Below are 13,436 nucleotides of genomic sequence, written 5' to 3'. Positions count from 1 at the left end.
ACAATATACACTTCATAGTTATTAATCACACTTCAGAAGCATATACACAAACTTCCCTTTCCTGTCCTTGCATACGATTCGATTCCCTACCTATGTATGTGATACCTAATTTTTTAATCACAGACCTTGAGCGCGAATTTCCAACTAGATGTGTCACTTTTAAGCGCTTCAATCCATAGTGTTTTTTAGCAGAATCTATTAAACAACGCGATGCCTCTGTGGCATAACCTTTTCCCCAGTAAGGTATACCCAACCAATAACCAAGCAGGCCAGTACCCTCCTCCAATCTTGGAAAGCTCACCGCCCCAATGAGTTCCAACGTGGTTTTTAACGTGATGGCATAAACCACACCTTGGCCACTTAAAAACAACGACTCATGGGTTCGTATCCAATTTTCGGCATCAGAAATACTATATGGATGGGGAATATTTGCGGTCATTTCCGATATTTTCTTTTCCCCAACCAGTTCGGCGACACGTTCCGCATCATTGAGAGAAAACGGCCTCAATATTAACCTGTCACTTTCAAAAATTTTTTGCATTATACCTCCTTAAAAATGAAACGAGCATTATAAAAGGTCAAATCGCATGATTCCTAAAGGAAATTCAATTGTCCAAATAGATTTAAACCTAAATGTTACTATTGAAATTCGTCACCCTGATTTTTTAAGGTTTTATGCCCGCACCTTGTACAAACTTCATATCGATCGATTAAGTCCAACGATGCACCAATAGGGCTAGCAACACCACCAAAGAAACCGTCGAGAAAAGCCTTAAACTGTTCTTTTTTACTTTTCCCATATTTCGAAGGCTTTTGCTTTATGATTTCTTTATGCTCAGTTACTTGCCCACAATTCTCACAAAATATACTATTCATTCTAATTCCTTAGGGCTTTTAAAACCGCATTCATTATTCGATGCATCTAATCGCTCCATTCAACCACTTTCACTTTGAAGTCTGGTGGATATTGCGCTGTCTTTTTACCCGTTTTATAGGCTGGCATGCTGACCTCCTCAGGTCGTCGATGCGTGTCCAGTAAAACGGATCAAGTCCAAGCCCCTTATTGAGGCGTTTGTTATAGGGATTTTGCTAGGTTATTTAACTCGTTTCCACGCTCCTGCGTGGGAACGGGAAGTAATGTCTAATGGCCCTGTCACGGCAGGCAGCGGTGAGTCGCAGTAACAGACCTTCTCTATGTGTTTGCCGTAAGTAATGACWTAATGGCGGAAATGACAGAACGAAGTAGACATCTTTGTTGCTCGAGAGCATTGGCTTCTGGCGCAGCCAAAACATGCTATTGCCTATTGACCGGAGAAGAGCTCATAGGCGTTAGTTGCCCATCTCAAGTCCGAGTGCTAACATTTGTACACACAACAGCAAAGGAATACATCATGGACACTAGAATTCAATTTCGTGTTGATGAAGAAACAAAACGCCTAGCACAACAAATGGCTGAGAGCCAAGGGCGCACACTGAGTGATGCTTGCCGTGAACTTACTGAGCAACTCGCTGAACAACAAAGAAAAACATTATCTCACGATGCGTGGTTAACTGAACAAGTAAACCTAGCATTTGAGAAGTTTGACTCAGGAAAATCCGTTTTCGTTGAGCACCAAGCTGCTCAATCTCGAATGGAAGAGCGTAAAGCCAGAATCCGTAATCGAGGCAAGTAATGATTTTATGGGAAGAAGCGTCACTTAACGATCGTGAAAAGATCTTTGAGTTTCTCTATGACTTCAACCCTGAGGTGGCAGACAAAACTGACAGCCTCATTGAAGCAAAAGTAGAAAACTTGCTTGAACAACCTTTAATGGGCGTACAACGAGATGGCATCCGCGGACGATTACTCATTATTCCTGAGATTTCGATGATTGTCTCTTACTGGGTCGAGGGCGATATCATCCAAGTTATGCGTGTACTCCACCAAAAACAAAAATTCCCTACGGATTGATTGCTTCCTCTGGACAACTAACGAATGACATGGATTCCCCCTTTTGAAGATCTGCCACATTTAGGTGAAGCCTTTGGTAACGGAGGTAACCATGTCTGCTCAGTTCTTTTGTGGCGTTGATCTCGCCAAGCACCATTTTTCTCTTCACGCGGCGGACGACCACGGAAAAGTCATTCTCCATAACTCGTTCCCACGCTCCTGCGTGGGAACGTGAAGTAATGTCTAATGGCCCTGTCACGGCAGGCAGCGGTGAGTCGCAGTAACAGACCTTCTATATGTGTTTGCCGTAAGCAATGACTTAATGGCTGAAATGACAGAGCGAAGTAGACGACTTTGTTGTTCGAGAGCATTGGCTGCTGGCGCAGCCAAAAAATGCTATTGCCTATTGACCGGAGAAGGGCTCATATGAGTTAGGTTTTTACTCAAATAGTTCGTTAAACTTATCTGTATCCCACATAGAAACAATTGGTGAGTCTGATACTACCGCTTYACTAAAGCCATACTTTTCATTTTGACTAACGAAAGCTATGGGAGCATTTTTATAAAGTAAGGCTACTGAGTTACCATCTGCCGACCATAAGAAGCTAAAATCTTGCTCTGCTGTTTTTGGGATAACTGCTACTTCAGAAGCTAGACCTTCATGTAATTGCGGCGGTTCTCCTGCCCTCATTTTCTGTTTCCAAGCGTCCTCGGATACAGGAGCATACTGAATGTATGCGACAGCGTCTCGTTCTGGCTGTTGAGTCTCTGGCTTAGTTAAGTAAAGCACTCCAGATTGGTCAAACTCATCGAGAATTGCATAACGATCAGACACTTTATTATATGAGCTTAAAAACAAACCCTCAGACATTACTACTCCTGACATCAAAGTACACAAGATAAATATTACTTGCTTCATGTTACTCCGAAAACCTAAGGCCTCAAACACCGGCGCAGCTTCGCTGCGTCCGAGTAATTTGACTTGTTAGTTTTTGTTTAAACACAAAAGAACTTTTCATCCTCATCAAGAGATAAGATTACATTTTTGGATATCTTCTTGTAAGTTTCTTCTGATATTTTATCTGATAGCATTGACAGAATCTGTTGACCCGGTAGCTTCTTTGCTTCTTTGAAAATATCTTCAATCTGTTTTTTGTCAATATCCTCAATACTGTCATGAAATATAAAATTTGGTCGATTCAGCTTTAACTCATTAATAGCATGTATATATGCAAAATCAAAAGCAATGACTTCAGCTTTCTTTTTCCCACCCTCAGGATTAGTTGCTGAGTTATTGAGTTCTATAGAACAAATACCGCTATCCTTATTGAATTCTAAATCTATGCTGTATTCTTCATCGTGAAGACTTTTTGTAAGAGATCCTAAATGTGTATTGAATTTCTTCTCAAACTCATAAACATTGTCAATCTCTTTGGAAATAGCCTCAAGGATTTTTTGCAATTGAGCTTCAGCTTCAGTTTGATCTAATTTTGCCTTGGACTGCTGTTCCATTAGACCTTCTAACTTTCCAAGCTCAACTTTAAGCTCACCAAGACGTTTCAGATTTTTAGTCACATTGTCTAAGCTTTCCTTGGACCTCATATCAGAAAAAACTTGTAACTTATCTTTCCGTATTGAACTGAGCTCTGCTTGAAGACCTTCAGATTCCTCATTCAATTGGGGCAGGTCAATCGTAAGAAAGTGCCTCTTTTTTTCAACGAGGTTTCTATGGAACAAAATAACGTCTTCAAGTTCTCTTAAGGCTCCATCAATTGCTACACCAGAGAAACTATATATAGCTTTAAGCTCGTTGATTAAATAACCATTTTTGTCTTTGGATAATAGCTCGATAGTATGATTGATATTGTCTACTTTTCGCTGTATTGATAGAAGTTCTTCGGTATATCGGTCTTCTTTTACTTGTAGTTCTGAAAGCCTTTCTATTGGATTCGAATATTCTGACGAGTATTCGAATGTTAAAAGGTTGCTCTCTAGCTCTTTAGCATCTGCCTTATATTTCTTGATCTCACTTTTTGGCTTTTGCTCTTTCACTAGAGCATTGATTGAAGTGGCATTCCTTTTTCGTCTATTAACCAGATTCGTTGCATCTCTTTTCTCTGTAAGTAGAGAYGTATTATTGAAACCGAAAAGGTATAAAAAAAGTTCGCTATAATCTTTTGGACCTTGTCGTTTATCAAGAAATTTGGTCGTACTTAACATTCTATGACTGTCATTTCTAATAAATTTAGGCGCTACAGCTCGAACAGAAGGCCTTCTAGTAGATATATTAAAGATTTTATCCTGGATAAATGACTCATATCCCTTTTCTTCAACAATTTCACCATTTACCCAGAATTCAGATTCTCCACCAATACATAGATTTCGAGAAATTTGATTTATTTTGTTCGAGAAGTCAAAAAAACTGAGAGAAGCAGTTACAACATTGTTCTTAAAAAGCGCTTCTATCTCTAGATTTGGCTTTTTGAACTCTTCATCGATGTAAATATTGTCTATGCTTCCTAGCATTAGAAAATCAACCACTCTTGATAATGTTGATTTTCCGACGCTGTTCCCTGTACGACCAGAATTGGGCTTGTTTGTGATGAGGTTAAGGCCTGTCTCGAATTTAACCAATCTTTTTACTTCGCTATTTATCTTTATTTCAAGGCTATCAAGCTTCATTTATAAAAACCTCTGTTCCATTAATCCCAATAGCCTTAATTGCAAACAACCAATCTAATGACAATATAATGTGATCAATCGATACTTTTAGTTCTGAAGAACAGTCAGTGAGTATCGTATCCAAGGACGGATTTTCCTCTGCCAATTTCTTTAGAATTTTTGCCCCGATACTTACAACATTTATCTCTGGGTCACAACCATTTCTAGGAATCATAAGTTGGATTTTCCATAATTATGCACTCAATAAAAGCATGAGCGACGACGACATTCACGCCCAATTCAACATGCTCTTTGTAAGCTGGAGTGTTTTTTGATTCAAATACAGTATTTTTTAATCTTTGAATAATAAAATCTAAAATAAACTCTGAATTTTCTCTGATTTTAGCTATGTCTATATCGCAAGTTAGATAGTCGATCTCAACAGCGTCTAAAGCAAGATAATATAAATCGTTTAAATTTTGCAGGATTGTATCTTTTCCAAAAGTTATCAGTGAATCTATCTCGAGATAGGCTTCTTCTACTTTTGAGGAATGATCTAAGTATTGCTTTATGATATGGCTTTTAGCTTTAAGATTATTGTGTTGAATCTTCACAACTGTTTCAGAAGACGGGCGTCTTCTGCTTTTCTTAAACGTAAACGGCTTGTTAGCTAATGACTTTAGCAACTCATTTATAGCCGAGCTGATCTCATATTCGGGTGAATCCCCGATTATGATATTTCCAGCATTACGTTCAACTTGAACTGTTTTATTTACAGGGGGGTTACCCCCTTCATTTCCTATGGCCAAGATTCAGTCCTTACATGTCAATTTTCATGCCGCCAGAGTTGTTCTTTGTATATACATTCTTCTGGCCGTTTTGCATAACACTATCCTGACTATTATCTACTGTTGAATTCTTAGTTATTTCACCAATTTTTATTTTCAACTGTTTATTTTYCTTTGATGTAATCACAGCAAACACTGTACTTCCTACAGTACATAGCCAAGCCAGCGTGACCCCAATGTCTGATTTTACAAATTCAATGAAAGTATCCATTTCTATCCTTATTGATAAATGATGATGTTGATGAGAAAACTAACGTCCGCTTAAGGGGCAGCCAACGCAACTACCAACTTGCCGCATAATACCGTAATCACACAAACCAACGCATGATAAAAATGCCACGCGTTGGCTGTCCCTCTTGAAGCGTTTGTTAGCTTTGCTTCCGAAGTAACGCAAATTCATATTCTCCCCTCGGAATATATTGAGCGCTACAATGATGGCAACTGAAGATATCTAGATTTCTAATCACTTCTTCTGGTATAAAAATATCTTTGTTGCATAGCTGGCATTTAACGTCATAAGTATTGCAGCTCAGCTTAATTTCTTGTTTTACGATATCTGCCTTCACAGTAAGCAATGCACCACATCGAAAATTACTACATTTCCGAGTTTCTCCGTCTCGTACATTTTTTAGAGAAAATGCTATATCTTGTTGACATGCAGGGCATTGTTTAATGTCTATATTTTTATAACTTATCAATATGTTATTTCTTGTATATTGCTTGAGTTTTTCAGCAATATCACGTAAGTCTTTCTGTATGTTTCGATGCATTGCCTCAATAGCTTTCTGAGGTTCAACCAAATGCAAAAAATTGCCGAGTTTATTGTAAGTTTTGTGCAACCACTGCACTGGAGGGAGCTTCTGTTCTCCAAAAAATAACCAACCAGACTCAGGTGGTTTACTAGAATGCGACAAATTTACTTCGACTACGCAGTCGGAGGCGGAAAGCTTATCGAATTCAGCCAACATTTTTAGCGCTTTTGTAGGTTGCCACGTGTTTACGATAGTGTTTGGTAGACACTCAATGCCATGAAGCAATTTCTGATACACAATAGCCTCAATACAAAACCGTAATTCTAAGCAAGCATATACATGCTCAACTGAGTTATCAGATTCGAGCAGGTTCAATGCTCTCTGTAGATGCTTGTCTTTATTGTATGCATGAAATACTGACATATTACTCCTAAAAGCTAACATTGTATTAGTACGCATGCTCGATTTCTCAAAACCGTTATACGCAACTTATATTGTCTAAGCTTCTGTTATTATAGAAATTTTTCGTCATTCCGGCCTGTCTCTTTTCCGAGAAAGTGTGCATGCCGCCTATCTCTGGTAATCCGTTCACACTATCACCACACCCAATTCTCTAATCTATTGATTATATTTACTTTCTTTTTTCGCGTTCTGGGATAGTGTGAATGAGCGCCGACAAAGCGAGCACTCAATTGGCGTGCTTCCACCGATAAGCTGGTTATCCATCTAGTATTTCCCACGCTACCGCCGATCAGTTTTCGGTACCTAACACACCTTTCCGTCAGCATTGTCAGGCTAGCTTATCAAAGCCATGCTGATTTTTTCGTGCTTAATTGCCCAAAATGTTAGCGATGGCAGGTTTTGTGCGGGGGCGTGGCTGCAATGGCTTTGCCTACAAAAATAATAGGATCAGGGAGTTATCGCAGTAATTTTATGAAACCAATTTAATATATGGCGAGTATTGGTCTATTTTCCCACACAACACGGAGACGTTGTTATGCGACATCACGCCATATATAAGCAGGGATGGCGATCCCTTTTCGCACTTTTATCCACCACCGTCGCGCTATCGGCAGCAAGCGCTGAAGGCACTCAAGATACTATTCATGATCCTTGGCTTAAAAAGGTTGTCGCGCTAACAGGAAACCACAAGCCCGACAATCCAGACCCTACCAGCTATGGCATGGACCCTAAAACGGGTCAGTTTATTCATCCTCAGCGAACCTACCATGCCTACACACCCAAGCCATTTGATGGGTTACTCGATTATTGGGATGACAAAACGTATAGCAAAAACATGACGGTAGAGGCCTATTACCCCATCACGGTTGAGCCCTTCCACACGTGGCAAAATATTGTCGATTTTGATGGCAGGCGGTATCTGTATCAGTATGTGCGGCGCGATCTAAAGATCTTTGATATTACAAACCCAAAAGATCTGAAGTTGTTGTATACCCGCGGTAAGCAATGGGGGCCAAATGGGCCTCAAGGGGAAGAAGTGAACCCCTATCCCACTGGTGATATGTTTGGCGCGGCCAGCATACAGTGGAGCGAGGCTCGACAGAATTATGTGATGGTGCAGGCCTTTGAGATCCGTCGCTTCGGGCTATTGAAAGATAAATTCACCCAGCCGGAAAAAGTCGCACAAATCCGTCATGCCAAGCATTTAAAAGGATTTAAGGTGTATGACATGCATGGCCCACTTCCGGACCAATGGACATTAATCGCAGAGCGAAGCACCGATATTAACCACCCAGACGCTAAGGTGGGTGAACAACAAGGGTCGGGCGTGCGCGATATTCCCACTTGGTTTGGGGGAAAGACCATGATTGTTGCGGCCGCACCCGATGCCAGTTATGCATTAACCGAATATGGCAATGATTTATATTCCGCGGGTTATCAATCGTGGGATATGTCTGATCCGGCCAACCCAATATTTATGGATCAATTGGCAGTGCCGGGGCAAATTCTTAACCAACCTGCGCATCAAAAAGCGTATCTCAATAACCCTCGCGCAGGGAATCGTACCTCTTGGATGGGCGCTCGTATGTCGCTGTTTATTCCGACACCGGTCGAAGAAGGCGGGAAATATGGCTATGCCGCGATGGGCGGGCTTGGTTTCTATGTGGTCGATATTTCCAATCCAGAGCAGATGCAAGTGGTGAGTCACCTTGACTTTGAGCCCAGCGTAGCGGGGACAGAGGGCGACTTTATCGATGTATCCCAAGTCGAACAAACAGGCCTCGTCTACTTTAGCGGTTATCCACTTAATGAAGAGTGTTTTGAACCCTATAAAGACGTGCATATTATTGATGTGTCGGATCCCGCGCAGCCGAAAAAAGTCGGCGTGTTACCACGTCCAATCCCACCGAAAGAGGCTGCTTTTACGGATTTTTGTCAACGTCGCGGCAGCTTCGGCCCAAAACGTACCGGTGCTTACACCCAGCCCGGTATCGGCCGCCAAGGTATTCTTCCTTATAATTTTTATAACGCTGGCCTGCAGGTATTCGATGTTCGTGACCCACAACAACCTGCGATTGCGGCGTACTTCGTGCCGCCGTTCAAGGAAGATGAAGTTGCCAGTTATGCGATGGGGAATTTGTCACACAGTGTCTATGTGGAATATGACCGTAACTTATTTTGGCTGTTCACTAATCACGGGATCTACGTGCTCTCTTCGCCGGTGTTAGGCAAGCCATCCTTTGCACCGCCTGAGCAAGCCTGGCCACCTCGTCCTGCCAGTGCGCGTAATCCCCAATAAATGCTTTTCATATAAATGGCTTAGGTGTCGCCGGCTGGCTGGCGACATCTTTTCAGTCGTAAGGCCTTGTTTTGCTCGCCGTCGAGCGTCGGTCCAAACTCATGACTCCTTCTCGTTACCGATAAAGCGGTATACGAAAGCGCCCAATATCGCGCCAGCGATGGGGGCAACCCAGAATAACCACAATTGTGCAGTGGCCCAATCGCCCACGTAAAGCGCTACCCCTGTACTACGGGCCGGGTTCACCGAGGTGTTAGTCACGGGAATACTAATAAGGTGGATCAACGTCAAACACAGCCCAATGGCAATCGGTGCAAAACCTTGAGGGGCGCGTTGGTCGGTGGCACCGAGGATCACCACTAAAAACATCATGGTCATCACCACTTCCGAGATCAGCGCCGAGGTTAAGCTATACTGGCCCGGTGAATGCGCACCATAACCATTCGCGGCAAATCCATTCGAGACATCAAATCCGGCTTGTCCACTCGCAATCAGGTACAACACGCCACCAGCCGCTAACCCCCCTAAAACTTGGGCAATAATGTAAGGGAGCAGTTGATTAGCGGGAAAACGCCCTCCCGCCCATAAGCCAATGGACACCGCTGGATTAAGGTGGCAGCCAGAAATATGGCCAATGGCAAACGCCATGGTTAATACAGTAAGACCAAAGGCGAGCGATACGCCGAGCAACCCAATCCCCACTTCTGGAAACGCAGCAGCCAATACCGCACTACCACACCCGCCCAAAACTAACCAAAATGTGCCAAAAAACTCTGCACCATACTTATTCATCCGTGTCTCCTTTTTTTGACTCGCATGACTAATAATGTGATGAGTATAGGCACACATTGTGTTTAAGGTATCAATAAGTAGACAGCATTATGTCGCGATGGCTAAAAATAAAGGACGTGATTGCATTGTGCCATACTGCCAATGAGCGCTTTTGCTTCCCCCTGCTTTCTCGCTCTTGTAGACTACGCGCGCGTTTATTATCGACTGATAAGAAAATCTATGCCTGCAATAACACCGGCTTTTAAAGTGATAGACGGGTTTTCTCTGTGTGAAACAGACACAGAGCGTCTTAATGTATTTTTTACTTATCTTCGTGAAGGTGAGCCCGAACTCGCAGAATTGCGCCTTGAGCAGCTTGTCCTTGCCCTCGCCAATTCCCCCTCTCAGGCATCGTTGTTTGCGAACAGTATTTGCAATGAAGCCAAAACCATTAAGCTGTCTCCAGCTTTTGTCCAATTGGGCATATTTTCTAAAAATGGATTGGTGACGGAAATCTTTCGTCGCCTTTATAATAAGATCAATCCGCCACCCAAACGCTGCAACGATATCAACGACTTATTAAGCTATTTCGTCGGTGGCGAAGACAAGGTTTGGGTGAATGCTATTTCGTCTAAATGCTGGTTTAAGCTCTATCGCTTGCTGGTGAAAAGTGCATCCCCTGAAGCCATTCGCACAACCGGCGAATACATTAAAAGTGAGCTTTGTTATTCGCTAGAAATGTTAGCGATTTGGGTTGCGGCGGAAGAACTCGATCCTGAGCTACTGCGGATTGATCGCCGTTTAAACGAAGTGGACTCGCCGTTTATTGCCCTGCAGCGCGAAACCAGTCAATTGGTGGCGACCATCAAGGAGGGTGAGATTGATTCGGTGGATACCGCGCACTTCTGGGTAATGATTGAACAGTGCCAGCTTCAAGTAAAACGGATCCGCACCCGTGGGATCAGCCAATTTGGCTTCTCAACACACGCATCACACATGCTTGAGCGTTTAGATCAAACCCTCAACCGCATGGTGCTCTTATTTCAAATCCTTGACTTTCGTCATCCGCATCAAAAGGCGCGCTGTGTACTGAATTTGTGGCAACAATTGCTGACCTCGGTCACGGAGCGTAACAGCGTGCGTGCCATCTATCGCAAAAGCACTCGCACTTTCTCGCAAAGCGTGACGCAAAACAAAAGCAATCATGGTGAGCACTATATTGCCAAAACGAAAAAGGACTATCTCAATATTCTGAAGGGCGCGTGCGGCGCGGGCGTGATTATAGCCTTGCTTGCGTGGGTAAAAATCTACATTGATACGCTGCAACTTTCACCGTTTAAAAGCGCCTTTCTGGTCAGTTTAAATTACGGTGTCGGTTTTATGCTGGTGCATGTGCTGCATTTTACGATTGCGACCAAGCAACCGGCCATGACAGCGGCGAATTTTGCTGCCCATGTTGAGAAGAATAAGCAAGGGCGAACCCGAAGTAAAAAGCTAGCCCGCTTGTTGATCGATGTAAATCGTTCCCAGTGGTTCGCCGTGTGGGGCAATATTGTCGCAGCCATTAGCTGTAGTGTGCTGGTCAGTTGGGCGTTTATGCATTTTTTCAGCGATGCGTTGTTGTCACCCGAGCAAATTGACTATCAAAAACAGTCTATTATGCCTTTCAGTGGCATGGCATGGCTTTACGCCGCGATTGCTGGTGTGTGGCTGTTTCTATCTGGGATCATTACGGGCATTCTCGATAATCGCGCCGACTACATTGAATTGAAAGATCGCCTTGTCGCCCATCCACTCATGCGCATCGTGCCTGAGTCACGGCGTGAGAAGGTCGCCTTTTATATTCACGATAATTACGGCGCTTTGGGTGGCAACCTGATCTTTGGCTTTTTGCTCGGCATGACCAGTTATGTGGGTTACTTAGTCGATATTCCCTTGGATATTCGCCATGTCGCCTTCTCTTCCGCCAATATTGGTTACGCGCATGTGAGCGATTTTCACGGTGTGTTGGCCTTTCTTTCTAGCCTGTTCTTTGTGCTGATGATTGGGTTTATCAACCTGTGGGTGAGCTTCGGATTGGCCTTATTTGTGGCACTTCGCTCACGCAGTTGTGAGCTTGATATCAAGTCCGTACGGACCGCTGTATTTACCCAGATTAAGCAACATCCCGCTTGTTTGTTCTGGCCACAAAACACCGCACCGATGGCTAAAAACTCACCACCCAACCACAAACGGACACCCTAGTTATTTTGCTGTGATGCAGGCTATTTATCGGCCTGCATCACAGCCTTCATGTGCTACGTGCAAACAATTACACGCAAGCTTTCTACACACTCGCAACAACGATCAAGTGACCAGATAAATATACATACCATGCCAATATTACCGTTCATTAAATGAAAGGAGAGCTAGTCATGTTTCGTTTATCTCGTCTCGTACTCGCCTGCTTGATGGTGAGCACTAGCGCTGCGCACGCACACACTTTGATCGCAAACCATACACCCATGCGTCCGGCTGCTGTCTTAGAGGACGTCGGGGTGCCGGACCAGCTTGTCACCGAAACCGATTTGCTCTTTCAACCGCGCCGTCACCCATTTAACATTGATGATTTTCTCGCCGAGCAATTGCCACACTGGCAACCGGTGAGCGAGGCGATTATGCATTGGAGCGGTGCGTCAGGGATTGATCCACGTATATTGATCACCACCCTCATCACTAATGCGCCGGAGTTAGAGCAGGATATCGCCCTCGATCGGATCAGCGAACTGAAGTTGCTACAGGCCATCGAGCAAACCGCATCCACGTTGTCCGCTTTGCTTTATCAGCCCAACACGCAGACCTCTGATGCCACGCTGGGACATGCCACACAGACTCTTGTCAGCACTCTCCACTCTCCGAGTGACTGGCAGACATGGCAGACACGTTACCAAGCATGGTTTGGTGACCAAAAACCCCTAGGGCAACATGCCATCTCATCACGCAGCTTAGTTGCGCCACCTGCAGGGTTTATGCAATGGCCGTGGCGACAAGGCTACGCCTGGATCCCAAATGGCCCACATGCCCATTCAGGATCCGGTTTTCCGCTTTCTTCTATTGATGTCTCTTATGATTGGCCGCAATGGGGAGGCACAACTTACAGTGTGACTGCCGCCCACGATGGTTATGTCACCGTACTATCGCGCTGCCAAGTGCGGGTCACTAACGATAATGGTTGGGCAACCAATTACTATCACATGGACGGCATTCAAGTGCGCAACAATCAGTGGGTGGGCAAAAATACCAAACTCGGCACCTACGCCAGCCAGCGTTCTGTGGCGTTGTGCCAAGGAGGCTCCTCGACCGGACCTCACTTACATTTCTCGTTACTCAAAAATGGTCGTTTCGTCTCCATGCAAGATGCGGTATTAGGCAGTTATCGTATACAAACGGGCCGCTATAGCTACGATAACGACTGTCGTTATACGTGGCTTACTCAAACGCAAACCGGGAATAAAGTGTGTCTATGGCGTCGTATCACCAATCCATAATCGCATTAATGCGTGCACTTCACATTTCCAATACTGACATAAAGGCCACTTAATTTGTGGCCTTTATCTTTATTTTACATAACAACAACATTCATAAAACTTGCGGATAACCTCTCAAAATAAAACAGTCATTTATTCTGTACGATTTTTTTGTCACTTAATTATTAATAGATAATAATATCTATA

The 13,436-nt window shown here is 43.7% G+C and carries 14 protein-coding genes and 1 pseudogene; 6 read left to right on the top strand and 9 right to left on the bottom strand.

Annotated elements, in window-relative coordinates; genetic code table 11:
- Nucleotides 1-25: 25 nt before the first annotated feature.
- Both BZG83_RS13860 and BZG83_RS13855 read right to left on the bottom strand, forming a co-directional pair.
- Complete coding sequence (locus BZG83_RS13860) at nucleotides 26-541, bottom strand: GNAT family N-acetyltransferase (RefSeq protein WP_077481373.1); 516 nt, start codon at nucleotides 539-541, stop codon at nucleotides 26-28.
- 98 nt (nucleotides 542-639) lie between these two features.
- Entirely contained in the window at nucleotides 640-876 is a 237-nt protein-coding gene (locus BZG83_RS13855; RefSeq protein ID WP_077481371.1) for a hypothetical protein, read from the bottom strand.
- Nucleotides 877-1,391: 515 nt separating this feature from the next.
- Here BZG83_RS13855 and BZG83_RS13850 point away from each other — a divergent pair.
- From BZG83_RS13850 to BZG83_RS17030, 3 genes and pseudogenes are all read left to right on the top strand, one after another.
- Complete coding sequence (locus tag BZG83_RS13850) at nucleotides 1,392-1,673, top strand: type II toxin-antitoxin system RelB/DinJ family antitoxin (protein ID WP_069586513.1); 282 nt, start codon at nucleotides 1,392-1,394, stop codon at nucleotides 1,671-1,673.
- Nucleotides 1,673-1,951, top strand: a complete 279-nt coding sequence (locus BZG83_RS13845) for a type II toxin-antitoxin system RelE/ParE family toxin (RefSeq protein WP_074214686.1) — start codon at nucleotides 1,673-1,675, stop codon at nucleotides 1,949-1,951. Before BZG83_RS13850 ends, BZG83_RS13845 begins: the two co-directional genes overlap by 1 nt.
- Nucleotides 1,952-2,042: 91 nt before the next feature.
- Nucleotides 2,043-2,150: pseudogene (locus tag BZG83_RS17030) on the top strand (IS110 family transposase); the annotation flags it as partial.
- 219 nt (nucleotides 2,151-2,369) lie between these two features.
- On the opposite strand, the gene BZG83_RS13835 reads toward BZG83_RS17030, so the two are convergent.
- The 6 genes from BZG83_RS13835 to BZG83_RS13810 all read right to left on the bottom strand — a co-directional run bounded on the left by BZG83_RS13835 (nucleotide 2,370) and on the right by BZG83_RS13810 (nucleotide 6,614).
- A complete protein-coding gene (locus BZG83_RS13835) occupies nucleotides 2,370-2,849 on the bottom strand; it encodes a hypothetical protein (RefSeq protein ID WP_241828297.1) in 480 nt (159 codons plus the stop codon).
- A gap of 77 nt (nucleotides 2,850-2,926) precedes the next feature.
- Nucleotides 2,927-4,612, bottom strand: coding sequence for a DUF2326 domain-containing protein (locus BZG83_RS13830; RefSeq protein WP_077481365.1), 1,686 nt, complete (start codon nucleotides 4,610-4,612; stop codon nucleotides 2,927-2,929).
- Nucleotides 4,602-4,826: an ABC-three component system middle component 6 gene (locus BZG83_RS13825; protein ID WP_077481363.1), complete on the bottom strand. Its 225-nt coding sequence runs from the start codon at nucleotides 4,824-4,826 to the stop codon at nucleotides 4,602-4,604. The genes BZG83_RS13830 and BZG83_RS13825 overlap by 11 nt, the downstream gene beginning before the upstream one ends.
- Nucleotides 4,816-5,400, bottom strand: a complete 585-nt coding sequence (locus BZG83_RS13820) for an ABC-three component system protein (protein WP_108744062.1) — start codon at nucleotides 5,398-5,400, stop codon at nucleotides 4,816-4,818. The genes BZG83_RS13825 and BZG83_RS13820 overlap by 11 nt, the downstream gene beginning before the upstream one ends.
- Nucleotides 5,401-5,410: 10 nt before the next feature.
- A complete protein-coding gene (locus tag BZG83_RS13815; protein WP_077481361.1) occupies nucleotides 5,411-5,650 on the bottom strand; it encodes a hypothetical protein in 240 nt (79 codons plus the stop codon).
- Between the two features lie 157 nt (nucleotides 5,651-5,807).
- Complete coding sequence (locus BZG83_RS13810) at nucleotides 5,808-6,614, bottom strand: hypothetical protein (protein WP_077481359.1); 807 nt, start codon at nucleotides 6,612-6,614, stop codon at nucleotides 5,808-5,810.
- Between the two features lie 574 nt (nucleotides 6,615-7,188).
- On the opposite strand from BZG83_RS13810, the gene BZG83_RS13805 reads away from it, so the two are divergent.
- On the top strand, nucleotides 7,189-8,952 hold the full coding sequence (locus BZG83_RS13805) for a hypothetical protein (protein ID WP_077481357.1): 1,764 nt from the start codon (nucleotides 7,189-7,191) through the stop codon (nucleotides 8,950-8,952).
- A 99-nt stretch (nucleotides 8,953-9,051) separates the two neighbouring features.
- Here BZG83_RS13805 and aqpZ read toward each other — a convergent pair whose 3' ends face one another.
- Nucleotides 9,052-9,744: an aquaporin Z gene (gene aqpZ, locus BZG83_RS13800; RefSeq protein WP_077481355.1), complete on the bottom strand. Its 693-nt coding sequence runs from the start codon at nucleotides 9,742-9,744 to the stop codon at nucleotides 9,052-9,054.
- Between the two features lie 219 nt (nucleotides 9,745-9,963).
- Between aqpZ and BZG83_RS13795 the strand changes: the two genes are divergently transcribed.
- Together BZG83_RS13795 and BZG83_RS17100 are read left to right on the top strand one after the other, a co-directional pair.
- Nucleotides 9,964-11,967 (top strand): recombinase, encoded by a 2,004-nt coding sequence (locus BZG83_RS13795; protein ID WP_158011470.1) that lies wholly within the window; start codon nucleotides 9,964-9,966, stop codon nucleotides 11,965-11,967.
- A gap of 170 nt (nucleotides 11,968-12,137) precedes the next feature.
- Nucleotides 12,138-13,250 carry a M23 family metallopeptidase gene (locus BZG83_RS17100; RefSeq protein WP_077481351.1) on the top strand — a complete coding sequence of 371 codons (1,113 nt, stop codon included), beginning with the start codon at nucleotides 12,138-12,140 and terminating at the stop codon, nucleotides 13,248-13,250.
- The last annotated feature ends 186 nt before the right edge of the window (nucleotides 13,251-13,436 follow it).

Source organism: Salinivibrio sp. PR919 (genome assembly GCF_001995355.1).
Lineage (GTDB): Bacteria > Pseudomonadota > Gammaproteobacteria > Enterobacterales > Vibrionaceae > Salinivibrio > Salinivibrio proteolyticus.
This window is presented reverse-complemented; position numbering and strand designations above follow the sequence as displayed.